Origin of the sequence: Ancylobacter pratisalsi, assembly GCF_010669125.1 — a bacterium.
Lineage (GTDB): Bacteria > Pseudomonadota > Alphaproteobacteria > Rhizobiales > Xanthobacteraceae > Ancylobacter > Ancylobacter pratisalsi.
On sequence record NZ_CP048630.1, the window covers coordinates 484,196 to 505,252 of the forward strand.

The 21,057-nt window shown below is 66.9% G+C and carries 19 protein-coding genes; 5 read left to right on the forward strand and 14 right to left on the reverse strand.

The window, feature by feature from the left end; translation table 11 throughout:
• Position 1: 1 nt before the first annotated feature.
• The 14 genes from G3A50_RS22900 to G3A50_RS02500 all read right to left on the reverse strand — a co-directional run bounded on the left by G3A50_RS22900 (position 2) and on the right by G3A50_RS02500 (position 15,653).
• A complete protein-coding gene (locus G3A50_RS22900; protein ID WP_163073772.1) occupies positions 2 to 1,120 on the reverse strand; it encodes a head-tail connector protein in 1,119 nt (372 codons plus the stop codon).
• A gap of 206 nt (positions 1,121 to 1,326) precedes the next feature.
• Positions 1,327 to 1,758 carry a hypothetical protein gene (locus G3A50_RS02440; RefSeq protein ID WP_163073773.1) on the reverse strand — a complete coding sequence of 144 codons (432 nt, stop codon included), beginning with the start codon at positions 1,756 to 1,758 and terminating at the stop codon, positions 1,327 to 1,329.
• 41 nt (positions 1,759 to 1,799) lie between these two features.
• Positions 1,800 to 3,008, reverse strand: coding sequence for a phage major capsid protein (locus tag G3A50_RS02445; RefSeq protein ID WP_163073774.1), 1,209 nt, complete (start codon positions 3,006 to 3,008; stop codon positions 1,800 to 1,802).
• A gap of 3 nt (positions 3,009 to 3,011) precedes the next feature.
• A complete protein-coding gene (locus G3A50_RS02450; protein ID WP_163073775.1) occupies positions 3,012 to 3,515 on the reverse strand; it encodes an HK97 family phage prohead protease in 504 nt (167 codons plus the stop codon).
• The gene (locus G3A50_RS02455) at positions 3,515 to 4,696 is read right to left on the reverse strand and encodes a phage portal protein (RefSeq protein ID WP_163073776.1); all 1,182 of its coding nucleotides are present in this window, start codon (positions 4,694 to 4,696) and stop codon (positions 3,515 to 3,517) included. Before G3A50_RS02455 ends, G3A50_RS02450 begins: the two co-directional genes overlap by 1 nt.
• Before the next feature lie 221 nt (positions 4,697 to 4,917).
• Positions 4,918 to 5,694 carry a helix-turn-helix domain-containing protein gene (locus G3A50_RS02460; protein ID WP_163073777.1) on the reverse strand — a complete coding sequence of 259 codons (777 nt, stop codon included), beginning with the start codon at positions 5,692 to 5,694 and terminating at the stop codon, positions 4,918 to 4,920.
• Positions 5,695 to 6,312: 618 nt separating this feature from the next.
• Positions 6,313 to 7,836: a MocR-like pyridoxine biosynthesis transcription factor PdxR gene (pdxR, locus tag G3A50_RS02465; RefSeq protein ID WP_163073778.1), complete on the reverse strand. Its 1,524-nt coding sequence runs from the start codon at positions 7,834 to 7,836 to the stop codon at positions 6,313 to 6,315.
• Positions 7,837 to 7,902: 66 nt separating this feature from the next.
• The gene (locus G3A50_RS02470; RefSeq protein WP_163073779.1) at positions 7,903 to 8,724 is read right to left on the reverse strand and encodes an ABC transporter permease; all 822 of its coding nucleotides are present in this window, start codon (positions 8,722 to 8,724) and stop codon (positions 7,903 to 7,905) included.
• A 1-nt stretch (position 8,725) separates the two neighbouring features.
• Positions 8,726 to 9,586, reverse strand: coding sequence for an ABC transporter permease (locus G3A50_RS02475; protein ID WP_163073780.1), 861 nt, complete (start codon positions 9,584 to 9,586; stop codon positions 8,726 to 8,728).
• A complete protein-coding gene (locus tag G3A50_RS02480; RefSeq protein ID WP_246252069.1) occupies positions 9,583 to 10,665 on the reverse strand; it encodes an ABC transporter ATP-binding protein in 1,083 nt (360 codons plus the stop codon). The genes G3A50_RS02475 and G3A50_RS02480 overlap by 4 nt, the downstream gene beginning before the upstream one ends.
• Before the next feature lie 69 nt (positions 10,666 to 10,734).
• On the reverse strand, positions 10,735 to 11,934 hold the full coding sequence (locus tag G3A50_RS02485; RefSeq protein ID WP_163073781.1) for an ABC transporter substrate-binding protein: 1,200 nt from the start codon (positions 11,932 to 11,934) through the stop codon (positions 10,735 to 10,737).
• A 120-nt stretch (positions 11,935 to 12,054) separates the two neighbouring features.
• Positions 12,055 to 12,996: an aminotransferase class IV gene (locus G3A50_RS02490; RefSeq protein ID WP_163073782.1), complete on the reverse strand. Its 942-nt coding sequence runs from the start codon at positions 12,994 to 12,996 to the stop codon at positions 12,055 to 12,057.
• A gap of 234 nt (positions 12,997 to 13,230) precedes the next feature.
• Positions 13,231 to 14,409 (reverse strand): serine hydrolase domain-containing protein, encoded by a 1,179-nt coding sequence (locus tag G3A50_RS02495; protein ID WP_163073783.1) that lies wholly within the window; start codon positions 14,407 to 14,409, stop codon positions 13,231 to 13,233.
• Positions 14,410 to 14,450: 41 nt separating this feature from the next.
• Complete coding sequence (locus tag G3A50_RS02500; protein ID WP_163073784.1) at positions 14,451 to 15,653, reverse strand: MFS transporter; 1,203 nt, start codon at positions 15,651 to 15,653, stop codon at positions 14,451 to 14,453.
• Between the two features lie 120 nt (positions 15,654 to 15,773).
• Here G3A50_RS02500 and G3A50_RS02505 point away from each other — a divergent pair, with 120 nt between their 5' ends.
• The 5 genes from G3A50_RS02505 (at position 15,774) to rfbF (ending at position 20,884) form a co-directional block, all read left to right on the forward strand.
• On the forward strand, positions 15,774 to 16,685 hold the full coding sequence (locus tag G3A50_RS02505; RefSeq protein WP_163077221.1) for a LysR family transcriptional regulator: 912 nt from the start codon (positions 15,774 to 15,776) through the stop codon (positions 16,683 to 16,685).
• A 330-nt stretch (positions 16,686 to 17,015) separates the two neighbouring features.
• Positions 17,016 to 18,122: a CDP-glucose 4,6-dehydratase gene (gene rfbG, locus G3A50_RS02510; protein ID WP_163073785.1), complete on the forward strand. Its 1,107-nt coding sequence runs from the start codon at positions 17,016 to 17,018 to the stop codon at positions 18,120 to 18,122.
• Positions 18,119 to 19,054 carry an NAD-dependent epimerase/dehydratase family protein gene (locus G3A50_RS02515; RefSeq protein ID WP_163073786.1) on the forward strand — a complete coding sequence of 312 codons (936 nt, stop codon included), beginning with the start codon at positions 18,119 to 18,121 and terminating at the stop codon, positions 19,052 to 19,054. The genes rfbG and G3A50_RS02515 overlap by 4 nt, the downstream gene beginning before the upstream one ends.
• Positions 19,054 to 20,106: a glycosyltransferase family 2 protein gene (locus G3A50_RS02520; RefSeq protein ID WP_163073787.1), complete on the forward strand. Its 1,053-nt coding sequence runs from the start codon at positions 19,054 to 19,056 to the stop codon at positions 20,104 to 20,106. The genes G3A50_RS02515 and G3A50_RS02520 overlap by 1 nt, the downstream gene beginning before the upstream one ends.
• A 4-nt stretch (positions 20,107 to 20,110) precedes the next feature.
• On the forward strand, positions 20,111 to 20,884 hold the full coding sequence (gene rfbF, locus G3A50_RS02525) for a glucose-1-phosphate cytidylyltransferase (protein WP_163073788.1): 774 nt from the start codon (positions 20,111 to 20,113) through the stop codon (positions 20,882 to 20,884).
• Positions 20,885 to 21,057 lie beyond the last annotated feature (173 nt).

Here is a 21,057-nt window from a genome sequence, read left to right on the forward strand (position 1 = left end):
GTCAGAACTCCCACCTGCGGTAAGGTCCGATGAGGTCATGGAACCCGAATGGCACCTCGGAGAGGGTCGCCTGTCCATCGGAGGTCGCCTCCCTGTTCTCATAGAAGTGGCCGGCGAGCTGCTTCAGCGCCTCCACGAGATCGGCGGGCACCTCTTCGAAGTCGTCCAGCAGCCCGACCCACGCCTCGATGTGGCGCCGCGCCGCCTCGAGCATGTCGCTCAGACCCGCATCCTCTTCGCCATCATCGACGCGCAAATGCGCCTCCAGCTCGGCAAGCGTCACAATCTCGCTCGTCTCGATCATCCGCGCGTCTCCCTTTCCGCTGCAGCGAACCAGTCGCGCGCCGCCTGTTCCATGCGGGCTACGTCCCCGCTGCGCCGGGTATCGGCGCGGATACGGCGCAGGCATTCGTCCAATGGCGTCGGCATCAGGACCACAGGACAGGTCCCGAGCTTGCGCATCCAGAGTTCGCGCTCGGTCCTTTCCGGAGCACCGACGATGAACCAGGCGCGGATGCTCCATATCGTTCGCAAGGCTGGCGAGGAGGCGATTGCGCTCGTCGAGCGCCGGCCCGAGCCATTCCTGACCGGAGGCATAGAGAGCGGCGCCCGACAGCCGCGCGCGGATCACGTCGAGGTCGATGACAAGATCATTCGGCCCCTTGTTCTGCTCGACATAGGTGCTTTTTCCCGAGCCGGGCGCGCCGCACACCAGCACCACGGGAATGCGCGACCGAGCGAGGAACGGCTGCGCCCGCCGTCCGGTGGACGGGCCGCCCCGCTTCTCTTCGGATTGTTTGCGCCCGTCATGGCAGGCCTTGCAGAGCGGCTGCCAGTTGGAGCGCGACCAGAACAGCTTGCGATCGCCCCGGTGGGGCATGATGTGATCGACGACGCTCGCCGGCGCGCCACAACCCGGCCAGGCGCAGCGCGGATGAACCTTCAGATAGGCCGCGCGCTCCTTCTGCCATTTGCCGTCATAGCCACGCCCATGGGCGGACGGGCGCTTCGTGTCGGCCCGGGCCCTGCGCTCCGCATCGCGCTTGCGCTCGCACGGGCACTGCGCGCCGCCGGCGATACGGTGGCCGCAACCGCAAATACGAGGTGCACGAACAGGCATCAGGGTTTCCTTTTTCAAAGAGTGGGAGGCGGTCTGCTCGCCCGCCTCCCGTGAGCCCTTGGCCGAGGGGAGAGCCCCGGATGGTGCTCGCGACCATCCCCGCCTTGCCTCCCATTCAGGCTCTCGCGAGCCGGGCGCCGGAGAGGCGGGGTTACCGTTGTTGGACAGGCCGCTACGTGCCCTCAATAAGCGGGCGCCCCATCCTGTCAGGCCACCGGCCGTTCGCGCGCGTGGCCCTTCACAAGGCTGACGGAAAGCGGCGTGGCGGTGCCGTGCGTGCCGGAGAAATCCGCCAGCAGCTTCAGGAACCGCTTGTTGCCGACATAGCCGACGCGCGTGATCGAGGGCGCCGCATGGGCGGCAACCAGCGAGCGGACGATACCGCCGGAACCGACGCTGGCGATGCCCTGCACGTCGTCGATAGTCACGGCGGTATAGGTCGAATCGTCATCCGAATGCGTAAGCTTGAACTCGATCTTGTTCGTCCCGCTGAAGGTGATGCCGCCGACGCCGACGTGAATGGCCAGCATGGCGGAATCGAAACCCTGCAGGTCGATCGCGGCGGGCGTGTTGTCCGCGTCGTAGGCCGCCGGCGCAATGACCGAGGCGACGGCGATGTTCGAGATGATGTCGCGCATGGAAGATCCTCCGGGGAGCGCGTGAAGGGGAACGGCGACCGTCAGGACACCGCCATCTTGAGCTTGCGCAGCGCCCGGGCCTGCACCACGCCGGCGCCGGTGCGGCGCGTGGCGTGAATGCGGGTGATGCCCTCGGTGGCGCGGATGTACGGGTTCACCAGGATCGACAGCGCCAGGCGGTCGACGATCCGGTAACCCGTGGCGAAATCGCCGAACAGGATGGGATAAGCGTTCGCCGCCACGTCCGGCATGTCGATCGCTTCCACCACCGGGCGGCCGAGGATCATTTCCGGCTGGCCGGCCTGATAGCTCGGCTGCCAGAGATAGTTGCCCTGGCCGTCCTTCATGGTGCGCAGCTTGGCGAGGGTGCCACCATTCATCAGCCAGGAGCCGCGCGAGCGGTAAGGTGCCGGCAGCGCATACATGAGGGCGATCAGAGCGTCGGCCGAAAGCGTCGTCGCGTGGCCGTTGAGCGTCTCGGCGAGGCTGGCGGCGGTCAGCAGCCCTTCCGGCTCGAGGATGCCATTGCCCGAGACGAAGGCGAGGCCTTCCTTCTGGCCGAAGTCCTCCGCGAGGGCGAGATTGATTTCCGCCTCGGCGGTGCCGCCGCTGTCGGCGAGGAGCTGGTTGCTCACGTCGACATAGGTGTTGACCTCGCGGATCGGGATTTCGACCTGCCCGAAACCTGGCTCGCTCGCCTCCTGCGCCTGCGTCTCACCCTTCCACTTGGCGTTGGTGATGCCGGTGCGCTTGGGATAGCTGACGGCGGGAGCGAGCGTGGTGCGCACAGTGGCGAGGGTGCGGATCGGCGAAAACTCGGTGATGTCGCGGATAAACTCGGCCGACATTTCGGTCGGCGCCAGGTAGCCGCCCTGCGTGTCCGACGACACCGTGAGCACCTTCAGCTCGGCATCGGGGGCGCGGTCGCCATGGCGCAGATAGGCGCCGAAGGCCTTCTGCTCGACGCTCGGCTCGCCCTTGGCGTCGGTGCCGCCTCCAGGGCGGTTCACCTTCGCCTCGATCTTGTCGAGCCGCTCGGTGAGCTTGGCCGCCGGATCGTCCTTCTTGTCGTCCGGCTTCGCGCCCTTGGTCTCCATCGCCGTAAGCCGGTCGCCAAGCGCCTTTTGGCCGTCGTTGACGGTCTTCGTCAGCTCGTCGAGCGCTGCCGTGACGGTGGCGATCGGGTCGTCGTTTTCGCCCTTCAGCTCCAGAGCGCCGGGCGCCAGCATGTGCAGACAGGTATGCTTCATCGGTCAGTTTCCTCGGATGGCCGCCGCGGCGCGACGGAGGGATTCGGCGAGCCGGAAGGCGTCCGCCGCGGATTTGGCGCCGGTAATACGGGCACCGGGATGCATGGGAGCGGTGACGAGCGACACCTCGAAAAGGTCGAGAGCCTTGATCGTGCGCCCGCCTCCGGTCCGCGCCACGGCCTTGCGGGTGACGAAGCCGATGGAGAGACCGCCGACCGCACCGGCCTTGACCAGCGCCCGGACTTCACGGGCGCGGGGCACGTCCTCGACCAGCATGCGGCCCTCGAGGGCGAGCCCGGCGCCGGTCTCCAGCGCTTCGGTCCACACGCCGACAGGGTCGTTCATGTCGTGGCCGAACAGCATCGGCAGGGGCAATTTCAGCCCCTTGAAGGCGCCAGGCTCGATCATGTCGCCGACGCGATCGGGGATGCCGAACTTCCATGCCAGACCGGAGATAAGGCCGGCATCGTCGGCGAGGATCTTGGTCTCGATGAAAGCGTGCTCCATCAGGCGGCCTCCTCGGCAGGGGCGCCGCCGGGCTGGCTGGAGCCGGTATTGGGATTGGCGTATTCCGCGCCACCGGCTCGCGGAGGCATGTCGAGCCACTCGCGCCCCTCATTCGGGTTGAGCACCCGGGAGGCGATGAGCGAGGAGATCGCCGAGGCGCGCTCGGTCAGGCTGGCGCGGGTAAGGTCGTCGCGGTCGAAGGCGACGCGGTACTCGCCCCGCTCCTCGGCCGAGAACAGCGCGCGGCGAAGGGATGCCTCGAAGGCGCGAAGCCACGGTTCCAGCGAATAGGTGAGGAACTCCTTGCCCATCTGCTCGGAGTTGGACCAGGTCGCACGGTCCAGTTCGTAGAGCATCGACGGTGGCACGCGGAATGCGCGGGCGATCTCGACAATCTGGAAGGTACGCAGCTCAAGGAACTGCGCGTCGGTCGACAGCATCGTGAGTTGCGCATAGGTCGCCCCGCCTTCGACGATGGCCGTGCCGCCGGACTTGCCGTTGCCATGGGCGAGCTGCCAGGCGTCGCGAATGCGCTTCAGTGCCTCCGGCGTGGTGCGGTCGGCCAGGGAGAGCACGCCGGACGGGCGAGCGCCGTCGCGGAACAGCCGGCCGGCGTGTTGCTCCATGGTCTTGGCCACGCCGATCGCATCGGCCGCCAGCGAGAGCGGGCACCGTGCGAAGGGCGAGCGCAGGTGCACGACGTCATCCGCCGACACCGGCACGTTGTTGATGCGGAAGCTCGGCTCTAGCCGGCCATCTCCGGAATAGTCGACCGTGAAGTGCGCCGGCTCATACCGCACCAGCTCGATCACACGCCCGTTGATCTTGTTCGCCAGCGCCAGCGAGCCCTTGTCGCTGATGAGCGCCGCCGCGACCATGTCGCGGATGAAATCGAACGTGCCGGTCCAGTCGTTCGGGCGATCGGCGAACAGCTGCGCGACGGGATGATCGGAGGCCTCCGTGTCGGTGCCTCCGACGCGGCGCATCACCTTCAGGTCGAGGCAGGCGGACGCTTCCGAAAGCAGCCGGATCGCCGAGGCCACCGCCGGCACGGTCAGTGCCTGCGCCGCGCCAACCGACAGCCCGGAGGGCAGCGCGCCGAACACCGCCTGCAGCTCCGCATCGGGCGCCGCCAGGCTCTTGGTCGGCAGGCCGAACCAGTTCTTGACCGTCGCGAACACCGCAGAAAATCCCTCGATCTCTACCAAGCCACTGATTGAAAAGCCTAATTCGCCTCTATCTCACGCAATTGGGGGACGCCGGTCTAAGACCGAAAGGCAAAAGTCGGCGACCACCCCGGGGACGACTTCCGCCGCCAGGGTTGATCAGGTCGAATGCGTGGTGAGGTGCTGTCCCATCGACCATTTTATGCGCCGCCGCTCGCGCCAGCTCCAGACGGCCACTAGCGCCAACTTCTGCCAATTGACGCCACGCCTGCACCCTTCTCTTTCCGCAGGCCAGCGACGGCACCGCCGGGATCGCGGTTTGAAGAGGGAGATGATCCTTTGATGGGGTCTGTTCTTCTTCCTGTGTTCTTCGTGGGGGTCACTATTTTGGGTGAGTGCGTCGACGTTTTGGATCCTATCGGCCTGTGAGCCGCAGGACCACGCTTGAGCCACGCCAGCCACTCGGCGGAGACGATGACCACGAGGTTTGTCAGGTTCTTCCTGCCGCGCTGGGGGCGCCCGGTGACCTTGATCAAGCCGAGCCTGCGGGCCTCGTGCACCGCGTTCTGCACCGTGGTGCGGCCACAGCCGGCCAGAGCGGCGATCCTGTCGATCGGCAGGTCGCACTGCCCATGGTGCTTGACCTCGCCGGCGATGATCGTCAGGGCGGCGCGCTGGCCCTCGGTGAAAGCCCGGCGGATGGCGGCCGGCATGTTGCCCGCGCCGCCGAGGTCACGCCGACGATCGCGCGCCGCCTGCCGATCGGGAGAGCACGGACGGCGGCGCGGCTTGAACCGGCTCAGCAGCCGGGCGCTCGGCAACGGCGTGCCGACCGGGGATGCGCGCTTGCCACGCCGCTCCTGCGCCAGATCGGCCAGCGACTGCGCTTCGTCATCGCAAAGGCGCTTGGCGCCCCATTGCTCCCACACCAGGGCGGACAGGCGGTCGATCTCGGCAGGCCCGCTGGACTGGCCGATGGCGAGCCGCAGCATCTCGGCGGTGGCGGCGCTCACGGGAGCCTCCCGGCCGCTTCGCTCACCGCCGCAGCGGCCGCCTTCATCGTCCGGAAACGGCCGAGAAGCCGGCCATCGATCGACGTCGCTTCGAAGCCGCCGGAGGCGCGCTCACGCACGCTCCCCAGCCGAACGCGGCCGTCATAGAGGGCACAGCGGAGCAGGCAACGATCGGCGTCCGACCGACCTCGCCGTTCTCGCGAGAGTGGGACACGGACGGTTGTACCGCCCCCGGAAACACTGGATTTCGCTTTCGTCCCGACCGAACCTAAGCCGTTGTCATTTCTTGCGACGGGTCGGCCTGCCGGGCCCACCAAATTTGATCCTCCTGCCATGGCCTGAAGCCCCCCGGAAAGGGCCGGCGATGGTGGCGGTTCGATAAGTCTCCTCGACGTGTGCCGGAGGAGCCGCCCGTTGCGGCCCTTCGACCCTGCCGCCGTCATGGGCCGCTCGCAGCAGGCCCACAGGGCCGTGCCTCGCAGGGAAGTCGTCGCGGGTGTCGTTGCGTCGGCGCCGTGAAGAGCGGCCCTCCTCAAAGTAGGATGAGGCCGATAATGAGCGAGACTGAAACCGGCCCCCAATAGCGGAAGGCCGGGAGCCAGGTCATTCCGGCGGCCCTCAGCCGGCGCCGGCCATTGGTGTCTCGCCTCGCTCCATCTCGACAAAAATGTCGCGAAGGATGTCGAGCCCCTCGTCCATCTGATCCTCGCTGAAGGCGCTGAAGCCAAGCGTGACCAGATGATCGGCCTGCACGTCGTGTGCGAGAACGGCGATGGGCAGGATCTCCAGCCCCCGGCGCGCCGCGGCTTCCGCTACCCGTTGCCCACTCAGCCCCGCGGACAGGCTGGCGATGATCTCCATGCCGGTATTGGTCGGCGCGGCGGTCATCCACCGGGAGAGGCGGCGTTCGATCCCCTGCAGCAGATAGTCCTGCCGCCGCGCGTAAAGCCGCCGCATGCGCCGCACATGGGTGGCAAGATGGCCATCGTTCATGAAGCGAGCAACCAGTGCTTGTTCAAGCATCGGCGAATAGCGCCCGACGATGGCGCGCGCCGAGACGAATGCCTCGACCAGAGCATCCGGCAGCACCGCGAAGCCGAGCCGCAGGCCGGGAAACAGCATCTTGCTGAAGGTGCCGAAATAGAGGACGCGGCCCTCCCGATCCAGCGCGTGCAGCGCAGGCATCGGACGGCCCGCATAGCGGAACTCCGTATCGTAATCATCCTCCAGCACCCAGGCGCCGGCGGCGCCGGCCCATTGCAACAGGGCATGGCGTCGCTCGAGACTCAGTTCCATGCCGAGCGGGAATTGTTTGGACGGCGAAACATAGGCGAGGCGGGCATCCGGCGCGAGAGCCATGCCCCGCTCCACCACGATCCCTTCTTCATCGACGGGTATGGCCACGGGAATGGCACCCGCCGCGGTCGCCGAGGCGTAGATGCCGTCATAGCCCGGGTCCTCGCACCAGACCCGCTCGCCGGGGGTGAGCAGGATACGGCAGGCGAGATCCACCGCATGCTGCGCGCCCGCGAAGATGACGATGTTATGCGCGGTGCAGGTGAGGCCGCGGCTGAGCGCGACATGCTCGGCAATGGCGATGCGCAGCGGCTCATAGCCCTGCGGGTCGCCCTCCCCCAGCAACGCCCCCGCGGCGTCGGGATCCAGCTCGCGATAGAGAGACGCCGCCAGGCTGGCCCATTGCCGGACCGGGAACATCTCGACCGCCGGAAAATTGGCGCGGAATGGCACCGGCCGGCGCATGTGACGCAGGGTGGGTGGCGCATGGGTGATCGCCGAATCCGGCGCCATGGATCGGCTCAGATGTCCGGCCGCCTCGATGGCGGGATTTATGCGCGCGGACGCCTTCGCGGGACGCTGTTCGGGCAGTTCCCACGAGACATAGGTGCCGGAGCCGGTGACGGGCTCCAGATAGCCCTCGGAAATCAGGTGGTCGAAGGCGAGCACGACCGTGTTGCGCGACACCTCCAGCAGCCCGGCGAAGTCGCGCGTCGAGGGAAGCTTCTCGCCCGGACGCAGCGCGCCGGCGGTGATCTCCTCCACGAGCCGGTGATAGAGCTGCCGGTGCAACGGCGCTTCGGCAGCCCTGTCGATATGGAGCGCGAGCGAATCCAGCAGCCTCACAAATGCCTCCCGATCTGACCGATCGGGAGAACGCAAGTTCCGCACCATCCGGCCCGCGTCTGCGCGCTATACGGCGCTGCGTTCGCGTTCCGGCCGGTGGCCGAAGGTGACGAGGCCGGTCCTCATGAGCACGAACATGAGCCCGAGCAGCAGGAAGACGACAAGATTCACGCAGGTCGCCAACGCATAGAGTTCCGGTTTCACGCCGTAGCGCAGCGCACCCCAGGCCGCCGACGGCAGCGTCGGCGTCGCGCCCAGCAGGTAGAACGAGATCTCCAGATTGTTGAAGGCCATGATGAAGGCGACGATGAAGGCACCGAGCAGGCCGGGCCAGATCAACGGCAATGTCACCTCGAAGAAGGTGCGGGCCGGGCTCGCCCCGAACACCATCGCCGCGTCGTCGAGCCGCCAGTCATAGCGATAGAGCTGTGTCGCGATGATGAGCAGCGCATAGCTGAAGCAGTGGACCACATTGGCGAGGATGGCCGAGGCCATATTGCCGCGAAGCCCGAGAAACAGGCCATTGAAGATGAGCGAGGAGATACCGAGCAGCACCTCCGCCACGAAAAGCGGCGCGATGAACAGCGCCAGATAGAACGACGCGCGCCGGCCAGCGTGACGCATCAGCCCGATTGTCGCGAGCCCCGCGAGCGCGGTCGCCAGCAGCGCCGAGAAGATGCCGATGATGAGGCTGTTGGCCAGCGCGGTCTGGTAGAGCGAGTTGGAGAAGAGCCGCGTCATGGTGTCGAGCGACCATTTCGGCGGATAGGGGAAGTTCGAGTTCCGCGCGAAGCTTGCCAGGCCGATATGGACGACCGGCAGATAAAGGAACAGGTAGGAGACGGCGACCGTCGCGAGCAGCGCGGTCTTTCCCGGTTTCAGGCGCATCTCATCCCCTCCCGAAACCGGTGAAACCGGTGCGGCGCAGATCGATCAGCCGGGAGACCGCGACGACCAGCAGCACGGATACGGCGAACAGCACGACGCCCATGGCCGCGCCCAGCGCCCAGGTGCCGCTCTCACCGAATTGCTGCGCCATCGCCATGCCGTAGAGCGTGCCATTGGGGCCGCCGAGGAATCGGGGCGCCAGCGTCGCCGACAGACAGGGAATGAAGCACAGCGCGAAGCCGATCAGCGTGCCGAACAGGTTCAGCGGCCAGGTGACCTCAAGAAAGGCGCGCGCCGGGCTCGCCCCGAAAATGGTCGCGGCATCGATCAGCCGCTGATCGAAATTGAGCAGCGAGAGGTAGATCACCGTCACCACGATCGGCAGGTAGAGGTAGACGAGGCCGATGGCGCTGGCGACATTGGTGTACATGATCACCCGCAGCGGCGCCGCGCCCAGCGACAGCAGCACGCCATTGAGCAACCCGACCGGGCCGAGAAGCCCCTGAAGCGCGATGATGCGCAGCACCTCGCCGGTGAGGAAGGGCACGGCGAAGGCCAGTGTCAGCAACAGCTTGTAACGTCCGCCGTAGAGGGTGATGCCGTAGGCGACGGGCCAGGCGATCAAGGTGCAGATCAGCGAGACCGCGCTCGCCATCACAAGCGAGCGCACGAGAAAGGTCACGTAGGCCCCCTCGGTCGCCAGCACCTCGTAATTGTGGAAGCTGAAGTCGCGGATGATGTGGTAATTCTCGGTCCGCCAGACGCTCAGTACCAGCATGGAGATGAGCGGTAGCACGAACAGCCCGACCAGAAACACGCTGGGTATGCCGAGAAAGATGGCCGGGGCAAAGCGTCCTTTCATCGCCCATCCTCCGTCACCGGATAGAGGTCGATGTCCGCCTCATTCCAGAAGCAGACCACCTCCGTGCCCTGGGTGAACTCCGCCTCGCTGCGCGGCCGGCTGGCGATGATCTCGCCACCGCTCCAGCCGAGCACATATTCGGCATAGGCGCCGCGAAGGATGACGTACCGGATCGTCGCCTTCAGCGCGTTGGTTGCGGCCGCCGGCGCGTCTGCGGCAAGCCTGAGCTGGACCTTCTCGTTCTTCACGTGGGCGACAAGCGGGTCGCCCTCGGCGATGTCCGGCCGGGCTGCCGTCTCGATCCGCACATCGCCATCGTCGAGGGCGACCTTCCCCCCGGTGACGATCGCCGTGCCCGTGAACCGGTTCGAGCGCCCGACGAACTGGGCGATGAAGGCGGTTCGGGGATGGTCGTAGATCGCCGTGCGCGAGGCGAAGTCTTCGATGCGCCCGCCGCGCACGACCGCGATGCGGTCGCTCATCGACAGCGCCTCTTCCTGATTGTGCGTCACATAGATGAAGGGGATGCCCAGATCCGTCTGGTGCTTGCGGATCTCGACCTCCATCTCCTGTCGCAGCTCGCGGTCGAGATTGGCGAGCGGCTCGTCGAGCAGCAGCGCCTTGGGCCGACCGACAAGGCCGCGCCCCAGGGCAACGCGCTGCTGCTGGCCGCCGGAGAGCTGGTTCGGATAGCGCTTTTCAAGCCCGCGCAGGGCGAGGATGCCCACGACCCATTCGACGCGGGCCTCGATCTCGCCCCGGGGCAGCTTGAGCATGCGCAGCGGGAAGGCAAGGTTCTCGTAGACCGTGCGATGCGGGAACAGCAGGAATTCCTGGAACACCATCGCCACCCCGCGCTTGTGCGGCGGCAGGTCGGTCACGTCCTCGCCATCGATGAGCACGCGCCCCTGTGTCGGGCGCTCCAGCCCCGCGATGATGCGCAGCAGCGTCGTCTTCCCCGAGCCGCTGGGGCCGAGCAGTGAGACGAATTCATGTTTCTCGACCGCCATATCGACGCGATCGACCGCCCAGACGCTTCCATACTGCTTGGAAACGCCTTCGAGATGGATATAGGCCAAACGCCGAACTCCCTGATCGAACCAACCGAAGCAAGGCCCGGGCCGTTAAAGGCCCGGGGCTAGGGCTTGTCAGGCAGCCTGCACGCGCGACCAGACGCGCTCCCACTTCTCGGTCGAGGAGGGCTGGTCGAACTGATACATGCTCGACAGCTCCTCCGTGCGGTCCATCAGGAACAGCTTCTGCTCTTCGGGCGTGGAGATCGAGCGCAGGTCGACCGTCGCCGACGATCCGGCAATGAGCGAGATCTTCTTGATGTTCTCCGGCGCGAGAAAGGTGTTCATGAAGTCATGGCAGATATCGAGCGCGGCCGGATCGGTCACGCCTGAAGTCACCAGCCAGGTGTCGACCCAGCCGAGGCCACCTTCCTTCGGCACCAGCTGATGCGAGAAGTCGGCGGAGATGTCACCCTTCTCCTTCTTCTGCACCAGAATGCGATAGACCTGCGCAAATTCAGGAGCGGCGACGATGGCCCCGCTTTCCAGCAACTGCTGCAGGGTGGTGTTGTCCTGATAGCGCGTGAGCAGCAGCGACTTCTGCTGGATCAGCAGCTTCTCGACCTCGGCGAGTTCCTCATCGGTGAGGACATAGGGGTTGAACGGCTTGCCGTCCGGGCGCGGCTTGTCCTTGGTGCCCATGCGGGTGGCGGCCAGAATGCCGGTAAGCGCGATGTTCTCCTCGAAGCGGGCGCTGGTCGCGAGGCGTCCGGAAAAGGCGGGATCAAACAGCACCTCGATGCTCTCGACCTTCTCCTTCGGCACGTCGGCGGTGTTGTAGGTGGTGCCGTAGCTGCCCCAGCACCAGGTGACGCCGAAATGCTTGCCGCTGGCTTCGTCGGTCAGCAGCTTGAACCGGTCGGGCTTGAACACCGGATAGACATTGGCGGTGTTGGGGATCTTGGCATAGTCGATGTTGCGGATCAGCTTCTCGCGGAAATACAGGCCCGGCCAGAAGCCGTCGGCTTGGACGAGATCGAAATCCCTGGTGCCGCCGACGCGCAGCTTGTTGTAGGCCTCGGAATTGCCGTCGAAGAAGGTCGGGGAGAACTTGATCTTGTGCTTCTCCTCGAAGGCTCCGACGATATCGGGAACGGCATAGACCTCCCACATCAGCGCACGCAGCTGGGTAGGCGCGGCCGAGGCGGGCCGAATGTAGGGCGCGGCAAGCGCGCCGGCGGTTCCCGCCGCGAGTGTCTTCAGCACGGTACGGCGATTGACGGAGGCGGCGGACAGGGCCGCAGCGCCGGAAGACTTGAACGTCGATTTGGTCATGACCACGCCCTCTGGTTTTTTTGAGATCGATACGATCGGTCCTTGCGGGGCCCGTGCCTTGTGCGTTTCCTCCTCGGGGCAGTCTGAGCGCCGCCCCTGAGCCGTCACATCGGATGCGCTTCAGGCCGCGACCTTGAAGGGATTGTCGGCATCGGCGTAGTTGACCGGCGTCATGTGCCAGCCTTCCTTGTGCTTGCGCCAATAGGTCTCCTTCAGCTTGGCGCTGATCGGACCCGGCCGGTCATTGCCATAGATGCGCTCGTTCACCCGCGCACAGGGCATCACGCCGCCGGCGGTGGTGGTGGTGAACACCTCGTCGGCATCCATCAGGTCCTCGAAGGTGATCGGGCCGACGACCGGCTCGAGACCGAGCTCGGGGCACAGGTCGAGCACGGCGAGGCGGGTAATGCCGCGCAGCGCGCCGCGATCCGGGGTGGTGACCTTGTTGTCCTTGACGATGAAGACGTTGAAGCCGGCGCCTTCGGTCAGGTAGCCCTCGCTGTCGAGCAGGATGGCGGTGTCGAAGCCCTTATCCTTGGCCTCGAACATGCCGCGGGTGAAGTCGCGCCACATGTAGTTCTTCAGCGTCGGATCGAGCGAGTTCTGCGAGATGCGGGGCACCTGCGCGACGAGCAGGTGAGCACCGCGCTCCTGGACGTCGGGCTTGATCACGTCGACCCACGGCACCGCATAGGCAATGAAGGTATTGTCGCAATCGGCCGGGTCGCGCGAGCCGTAAACGCGCGGAACGCCGCGTGTGGAGACCATCGCGACGAAAGCATCCTTGAGGCCGCTCAGCGCCACCACCTTGCCGAGAATGGTGCGCATCTCGTCACGGGTAACGCCCGGATCGAGGCGGTAGCCTTCCAGCGAGCGATGAAAACGATCGAGGTGGTCCTCCAGCCGGAAGAACCCGCCGTCGGTCACATGAACCACGTCATAGGTCACATCCGAATGGGTGAAGCCCCAGTCACCGACCGGAATCTTGGCCTCGGAGATCGGCACGTAAATGCCGTTCATATACGCGGCGCCTTTCGAGTAATCGGGGCTCGACGGGCTCATGCTGTCCTCCTTCACACTCCCGCACCGAGCGGGTCGAGGTCAGCTTTTCTCCAAATGGCTCCATCAAAAAGGACCGCTTTAGGGGAAAATGACAGCACCACTTCGCGAATGGCACGTACGGCTCGCCGCAGGCATCATTCCCCCCCGGAGGTGCTGCGGCGACGCGTTCAGCCTCGCCGCCGCAGCGCAGAACCTCCGCAAGCCCGCCAGGCTTCCGCCGACGGCTTAGAAACATCATGAGCCGTAGACGGCTCGGCAGATTTCCTGCGGAAAGCGCCCGCCGCCGGACATGCCTTCGAGTGCCGTATTGGTGAAGGCGACGACACTGAGCTTCTGTGTGGGATCGACGAACCAGGAATGGCCATAGGCACCGCCCCATCGCCAGGTGCCAGGCGTTTCCGGCGTGCCCGCTTCCGTTGCGTCCTTCAGGATCGAAAATCCAAGGCCGTACCCCCAACCGGGCAAGCCGACGACGGGAAGGTTGCCGGTCTGGACGCGTGCCATCTCCGCGGCCAGCTCCGGCGGCAGCAGCGCGCCACCTCCCCCGCGCATCGTCTCCAGCAGGCTCAGGCTGTCATCGGCCGTCCCGATCATGCCGGCGCCGCCCGACGGGAAGGCGTCCGCGTCGAAGGCCCGTGCCGGGTCCATGACTATATCGGCAAGTCCTTCCAGCATCGGGATGCGATCAGGCTCGCGCATGCGGCGCGGTGAGGGCTGATCATCGGCATAGGCCGCCGCGAGCCTCGCCCGGTCACAAACGCTGAAGCCCGTATCGCCGAGACCGAGCGGCCGGGTGACCAGCGCACGAACAGCGTCCGGCAACGACGCGCCGAACGCCGAAGCCACGACGGCGCCGAGCACATCGATCGACAATGAATAGATCCAGTCCGTGCCGGGCGCGAACAACAGCGGAACCGACGCCAGGCGACGCAGATTCTCGTCGAGCGAGAGACCTGTCCTGTCCATGCCGTCGGACACGCCGGCTCGGTGATAAGGACCGTCCTCGGGCTCCAGAAAGCCGTAGCTCAGGCCGGCGGTGTGAGACAGCAGATGGCGGGGCGTGATGGTCGCGGGCTCGCCGCCCGGCAGCAGAGGGCGGAAGGCGGGCAGCCATGTCGTGATCGGCGCGTCGAGCGAAAGCCGTCCTTGCGCCACAAGCGCCATCGCGGCAACCGACACGAACAGCTTCGAGACCGAGGCCAGCCGGAACAAGGCGTCCTCCCGCATCGGTCGTTTCATCTCGCGATCCGCCATGCCCATGGCGCGGCGCCAGACGACCTCGCCATCGCGAGAGACCAGCACGACGGCACCGACGATGCGCTGTTGGGCGATCGCCTGCGCGATGGCCGCGTCGAGACGCGCTCCCATCGCCTGCACGGAGCTGGAGACAGGGCGCGGCGTGAGCGCGTGCATGGGTGGATCCTTCTATGATGTTCGATGGACCGGGAGATCGTTCAGGCCGACGGAAAACCGTGGCGTCGGGCCGCGTTGGCGATGAGGAACGCGGGTACCAGCAGCGCGGTAAGCCCCCATGGGAAAGCCCCGACGCCGAATGTACCGAGCAGCGCGCCCCCAATCAGCCCGCCGCCGGCAATGGCGATGTTCCAGACCGTGACCAGCATCGATTGCGCCAGATCGGCGGCGTCGCCGGAGGCCTCGGCGAGTGCCGTCTGGAACAGGGTCGCGGCGCCGCCGAAAGCGAGGCCCCAGACGGCGACGGCGATGAGAACCGGTCCCGGCGCGGTGTTCCACAGGCCAAGCGAGAGACTGGCGCCGAGGAACAGAGCCGTGCTCGCGAGAACGAGGCTGCGCAGGTGCCGGTCGATCAGCAGGCCGGTCAGCACGATGCCGCCAAGCGCGGCGGCTCCGAAGGCGAAGAGGACGAGATCGACACGCGGCGTCAGGCCCGCCGCGGCGAGGAACGGCGCGATGTAGGTGTAGAGAATGTTGTGCGCCAGCACGAAGAGCAACGTCACCAGCAGGATCGGTCGCACGCCGGGCAGTCGGAAGACCTGACGAAATCCGGCCCGCCGTTCCGCCGGCTGACCGGCGAAATCGGGCACCTGCCAAAGCACCCACCCGATCAGCAGCAGCGTCATGCCGCTCATGCCGAGAAAGGTCGTGCGCCAACCCAGCACGGCGCCGATGAAGGTTCCGACCGGGATGCCGAGAGACAGCGCCAGCGGCGTGCCGACCATGGCGATCGCGATAGCGCGGCCCTTGAGATGCTCCGGCGCCATGCGTGCGGCATAGCCCGCGACCAGCGCCCAGAGCAGCCCGGCCGAGACGCCGGCAATGAAGCGGGCGACGAGTATCAGCGTGTAGTCCGTCGACAGCGCCGTTACCGTATTCACGACGGCGAAGCCCGCGACGGCGCAGAGCAGCAGCGGGCGTCGGCGCACGCCTTGCGTCGCGGCCGTCAGCGGGATCGCCGCCAGGAGCGAGCCGACCGCATAGGCGGTGACGAGCTGGCCGATGAGCGCGGGCGAAACATCGAGATCGGCACTCATCTGAAGCAGGAGCCCGGCCGGCAGCGCCTCGGTCAGTATGGTGATGAAGGCCGCCATCGCCAGCGCCAGCAGGCCCGAGACCGGCAACTTTGCGGCGGCAGGCGCGCCGGGTGCCGTATCGGCGCAGATAATCGTCTCGGTCGTCATGGCTCCCGCCCACCTTCGGTTTGAACGGGACGGACGCTAGACGCTCTCGGGTGGCCGAAAAATAATCTGGAGTTCCATTCTTTCAGGACCTAATGATCCGTAATCGGAGGCATGACCATGATCGACAAGATGGCGGGGCTCAGTGCCTTCCTGCAGGCGGCCGAGACGCGCAGCTTCGTGGCGGCCGGGCGCCAGCTCGGGGTCTCGGCGTCGGCTGTCGGCAAGGCGGTGGCGCGGCTGGAGGAACGGCTCGGCGTCAGGCTCTTTCACCGGTCGACCCGCTCGATCACGCTGACCCCTGAAGGCAGCCTGTTCCGCGACCGCTGTCGCAAGATCGTCTGCGAGATCGAGGCCGCCGAGCTCGAACTCGCGCAGACGCGCGAGGCGCCGCGCGGCAAGCTGCGGGTGAGCCTGCCCCTCATCGGCATGCTGATGATGCCGGCGGTGATGGCCTTCATGCGTGCGTACCCCGAGATCGAGGTTGATCTCGACTTCACGGACAGGCTGGTCGACGTGATCGACGAGGGCTTCGATGCCGTGATCCGGACCGGCGAGGCGCAGGATTCCCGCTTGATGACGCGCAGGCTCGGCACCTTCTCGCACCGGATCGTCGCCTCGCCGGACTATCTCGCCGCCAGGGGCACGCCGCTGACACCGCAGGATCTGGCGCAGCACGCCTGCCACCATCACCGTTTTCCCTCGACCGGGAAGCTGGAGCGTTGGCCGCTGCGGTGGGAGGGAGGCGAGGTCGCGATCGAACTGCCCGTCTCCAGCGTCGCCAGCACGCTGGAACCCCAACTCTGCCTGGCTGAGGAAGGCTTCGGCCTCGCCTGCCTGCCGCTGTTCACCGTGCGCCGCCAGTTGGAGCGGGGAACGCTGGTCAGCGTGCTCGACGCCTACATCGCCGATGTCGGCGCCTTCCACATCCTCTGGCCGGCGAGCCGCCATACCTCGCCCAAGATCGCGGCCTTCGTCGCCTTCATGGCCAAGACGCTGTTCGCCGACCCGCCCCCCGTGCCGTGCCGGGGGTGAGCTCGAACACCCGGCCATACGACCCGCGCGCGGCGGAGCAGGTCTCACGGACCATGACCGCCGTGACCGGGCTGGTTGCGCTGTGTCTCGCTGGCGCAAAACGCTTCGCGTGACGGCCACCGCGCGGGCTCTCTGACGGGCGACGCGAGGCCTCACCGGGCAGGCGGCTCGGGGGAAGGCGATACGCCGGCGCGGCTTCCGCAAAGGCAGGGATCGGGGCCGGATCAATGCACATTAGTGCGACAAGCCGAAAAATGGTGCACGATCTTCGGCGGTACACGGTGTGACCCGAAAATGACATTCCGCCTGCTCCTCATTTGGGTGCAATAAATGTCGAATATTGCCGGGTTTGAAGACAAATTGCGTGATGCGCGGGTCCTGGTGACGGGTCATTCCGGATTCACCGGCGGGTGGGTCACGCTCTGGCTGTCGCGAATCGGTGCGCAGGTGCACGGCCTGTCCCTGCCCCCGGAAACGACGCCCAACCTGTTTTCGCTGGCCGGCATCGAGGCCGCCTGCGCGTCGAGCGTCTTCGCGGACATCCGGGAACCCGCCGCGCTGCGCGCCGCCTTTGACCGCGTGCGCCCCGATCTCGTGCTTCATCTGGCCGCGCAGCCGCTGGTGCGCCGCTCCTATGCGCAGCCCGTGGAAACCTACGCCACCAACCTGATGGGCACGCTGCATGTTCTGGAAGCGGCGCGGCGGCAGAGCGGCGTGAAGGGCGTTGTCTGCATCACCACCGACAAGGTCTACGCCAATCGTGAGACCGACCACGCCTATCAGGAGACCGACCCGCTGGGCGGCCATGATCCCTACAGCGCCTCCAAGGCCTGCGCCGAGATCGCGATCGAGAGCTATCGCCGCTCGCTCTCGTCATGGGACGCCAGCCTGCTCATCGCCAGCGCGCGCGGCGGCAACATCATCGGCGGTGGCGACTGGTCGCAGGACCGGCTCATTCCCGATTTCGCCCGCGCGGCGGCCCGCCATGAGCCGCTCGTCATCCGCAACCCCATGGCGGTGCGGCCGTGGCAGCATGTGCTGTGCCTGTGCCACGCCTATCTTGTGCTGCTGGCGGCCATCGCGCGCGGCCGCGCCGACGCGGCCCAGCCGTGGAATATCGGGCCGGAGCGTTCCGACTGCGTGACCGTCGAGGAAATGCTGGCGCGCCTGTCGAGGCACTGGTCCGCGCTGCGGGTGGAGGTGGTGCCCTCGATCGCGCACGAGGCCCAGCTTCTGATGCTCGACAGTTCGAAGGCGCGCCGCGAGCTTGGCTGGCACCCCGCCTGGACGCTCCACGAAGCCCTCGCCGAAACCGCCGGCTGGTATCGCGGCCATTACGAGGACCCGGCAGGCGCGCGGCCGCGCACGCTCGCCCAGATCGAGGCCTATCGCGCCGCCCTCACGACCGCGTCCCTCAAGGCCGGAACGGGCACATGAGCAACCGCGTCCTGATCGCCGGCGCCTCGGGCCAGCTCGGCCCTTCGGTGACACGCGCGTTCAGGGATGCCGGCTGGCACGTCTCCACCCTCCAGCGGCGCCCGTGCGAGACGGACGGCGACGCGAACATCACGCTCGCCGGCGAATGGACCGGCAAGGCCCTGGCGCAGGCCACCGCCGGGGTGGCGGCCGAGGTGGTGGTGAACCTTGTCGGCGCGGGTGTCGACCCCGGCACCCGGCAGCCCGCCGCGCTCGAGGCGGTGAATGTCGCGCTCGCCGGCAGGCTGGCGGATCTCGCGGCACGGGTCGGCGCGCGCGCCTTCATCACTCTGGGCAGCGGGGCGGAATACCAGCCCTCCTCGCAGGCGCGGCTCCGCGAGGAAGCCGCCGTCAATGCCGCCGATCCCTATGGCCGCTCGAAGGCGGAGGGCGGGCGTCAGGCACTGGCGCGGTGCGCGGCCCATGGCATCGCCGGGGCGCATCTGCGGCTGTTCGGCATGTATGGCGAAAGCGAGCGCCCCCATCGCCTGCTTCCCACCATCGTGCGGGCGCAGCGCGAGGGCGGCCGCGCCCGGCTCAGCGCGGGGCTCCAGCAGCGCGACTGGCTTTATGAGCGCGACATCGGCGAAGCGGTCCTTGAGCTGGCGCGGGCGCTTCTCGCCGGCCGCGCCGAGGCGGGGGTCTACAATCTCGGCTCGGGGCACGCGAACACGGTGCGCCGCTTCGCCGAGATTGCGGCCGAAGCCCTCGGCGCTGGGCCGGATCTGCTGGAATTCGGCGCGGTGGGCCTGCGCGAGGGCGAAGCCGACCGTCTCGTGGCCGACACGTCGCGGCTGCGCGCGGCCACCGGCTGGTCCCCGCGCGAGGATCTTCACTCCGGCATAGCCCGCGCCATCGCGACCATGGTGCGCAACGGTTCAGGAACGGGTTGATGAGCACGCGAAAGCTGATTTCGTTCTGCATTCCGGTCTTCAACGAATCCGGCAATGTCGAACGCCTGATCGCCCGGCTGCAGGATGTGAGCGAGAGCCTCTCGGAACGTTACGACTTCGAATTCCTGTTCACCGACAACTGCTCCGAGGACGACACGGTCGACAAGCTCAAGGCCGCTGCCCGCACCGAGCCACGCATCCGCATCATCCGGCTCTCGCGCAATTTCGGGTTCCAGCGCTCTATCCTGACCAACTACCTCAACGCGCGCGGCGATGCCCTGATCCAGCTCGACGCCGATCTGCAGGACCCGCCGGAACTGGCAGGTGATTTCCTCGCCCTGTGGGAGCGCGGCTACAAGGTGGTCTACGGCATCCGCAGGAAGCGGCTGGAAAGCGGGCTGATGACCCGTTTCCGCAAGGCCGGCTACGCCCTTATCCGCCAGCTCTCGGACGAGCCCATTCCGCTGGACGCGGGCGATTTCCGGCTTATCGACCGGGTCATCGTCGAGGCGTTGCAGGAATATAACGACTACGCGCCCTATCTGCGCGGAGCCATCGCCACACTCGGCTACCCCCAGACCGGCATCGAATATGACCGCGCCCGGCGCGAGGCCGGCAACAGCAATTTCGGCATAACGGCGATGATCCGGCTGGGCATGGACGGGCTGTTCAGCACCTCGATGGTGCCGCTGCGGCTGGCCACCTGGGTCGGCATCGCCGCGCTCGCGGTGAGCGTGCTGGCGATCCCGGTCTATGCCATCGCCCGCTACACCGACCCCACCTTCCCGACCGGGCTGGCGAGCGTCTACGTGCTGATCCTGCTGTCGATGGGCGTGAACGCCCTGCTGCTCGGCGTCTTCGGCGAGTATATCGGGCGCATCTTCCGCAACACACGCGGCGGCCCGATCACGATCATTCAGGAACGCTTCGAAGCCGCCCCTGTCCAAGCGGGCCCCGTCAAAGCGGACCCCGTCAAAGCGGACCCCATGGACGCCGCCACCCTCGAGCCCGGCCAGCCGCCGCGCGCAACGCTTTCGCCAGGGGAAGGGTGATCCGATGAAGGCTGTCATTCTGGCCGGAGGGTTCGGCACGCGCCTCGCCGAGGAGACCCAGCTCCGCCCCAAGCCGATGATCGAAATCGGCGGGCGCCCGCTGCTCTGGCACATCATGAAGCTCTACAGCTTTCACGGCGTCACCGAGTTCGTCATCTGCCTCGGCTACAAGGCCGAGGTCATCAAGGAATATTTCTGCAATTACTACATGCACAACTCGGATCTGGCGGTCGACCTGTCCGACGGGTCCGTGACCACCCTTCAGACCGTCGTCGAGCCATGGAAGATCACGCTGGTCGATACCGGTCTGAACTCCATGACGGGGGGCCGGCTGCGCCGCGCGCGCCGGCATATCGGGCAGGAAACCTTCTGCCTGACCTATGGCGACGGTGTCGCCGACATCGACATCGCCGCGCTGATCGCGCACCACAGGGCGAGCGGGCGCAGCGCCACCGTGACGGCGGTGCAGCCGCCGGGACGGTTCGGCGTGCTGCAGTTCGACGATGCCAGCGATCACGTCACCGCTTTCACCGAAAAGCCGCGCGACGAGATCGGCTGGATCAATGGCGGCTTCTTCGTGCTCGAACCCTCGGTGATCGATCTCGTCGACGACGATTCCACGGTCTGGGAAGACACGCCGATGCGTACCCTCGCCGGCACCGGCCAATTGTCCGCGTTCCGGCACACCGGCTTCTGGCAGGCCTGCGACACGCTGCGCGACAAGATGCAGCTTGAAGCGCTGTGGAGCACGGGCCGGGCGCCGTGGCGCGTGTGGTGAGGACGCCGTCGCGCCGGGCGCGGGCGCCTCGTCCTCCCGCCCCGGCTTGCCAGCACGCGGCAGCGCCCACATCTTCACGCCACCGGGGTGCGCCCGGCGAGGGGTTGCCTCCGGCGGCGCAGGCGCGGCATCTGCACCACAGGCGGTCCGGAAGAAGCGGCATCGCAGGGATC

Coding starts and splice junctions, on each gene's coding strand:
- G3A50_RS02470 (WP_163073779.1), bottom strand. CDS start 8,724: ATGCGCCTGAAACCGGGAAAGACCGCGCTGCTCGCGACGGTCGCCGTC.
- G3A50_RS02440 (WP_163073773.1), bottom strand. CDS start 1,758: ATGCGCGACATCATCTCGAACATCGCCGTCGCCTCGGTCATTGCGCCG.
- G3A50_RS02445 (WP_163073774.1), bottom strand. CDS start 3,008: ATGAAGCATACCTGTCTGCACATGCTGGCGCCCGGCGCTCTGGAGCTG.
- G3A50_RS02520 (WP_163073787.1), top strand. CDS start 19,054: ATGAGCACGCGAAAGCTGATTTCGTTCTGCATTCCGGTCTTCAACGAA.
- rfbG (WP_163073785.1), top strand. CDS start 17,016: ATGTCGAATATTGCCGGGTTTGAAGACAAATTGCGTGATGCGCGGGTC.
- G3A50_RS22900 (WP_163073772.1), bottom strand. CDS start 1,120: ATGCCTGTTCGTGCACCTCGTATTTGCGGTTGCGGCCACCGTATCGCC.
- G3A50_RS02515 (WP_163073786.1), top strand. CDS start 18,119: ATGAGCAACCGCGTCCTGATCGCCGGCGCCTCGGGCCAGCTCGGCCCT.
- G3A50_RS02495 (WP_163073783.1), bottom strand. CDS start 14,409: ATGCACGCGCTCACGCCGCGCCCTGTCTCCAGCTCCGTGCAGGCGATG.
- rfbF (WP_163073788.1), top strand. CDS start 20,111: ATGAAGGCTGTCATTCTGGCCGGAGGGTTCGGCACGCGCCTCGCCGAG.
- G3A50_RS02485 (WP_163073781.1), bottom strand. CDS start 11,934: ATGACCAAATCGACGTTCAAGTCTTCCGGCGCTGCGGCCCTGTCCGCC.
- G3A50_RS02475 (WP_163073780.1), bottom strand. CDS start 9,586: ATGAAAGGACGCTTTGCCCCGGCCATCTTTCTCGGCATACCCAGCGTG.
- G3A50_RS02500 (WP_163073784.1), bottom strand. CDS start 15,653: ATGACGACCGAGACGATTATCTGCGCCGATACGGCACCCGGCGCGCCT.
- G3A50_RS02490 (WP_163073782.1), bottom strand. CDS start 12,996: ATGAGCCCGTCGAGCCCCGATTACTCGAAAGGCGCCGCGTATATGAAC.
- G3A50_RS02450 (WP_163073775.1), bottom strand. CDS start 3,515: ATGGAGCACGCTTTCATCGAGACCAAGATCCTCGCCGACGATGCCGGC.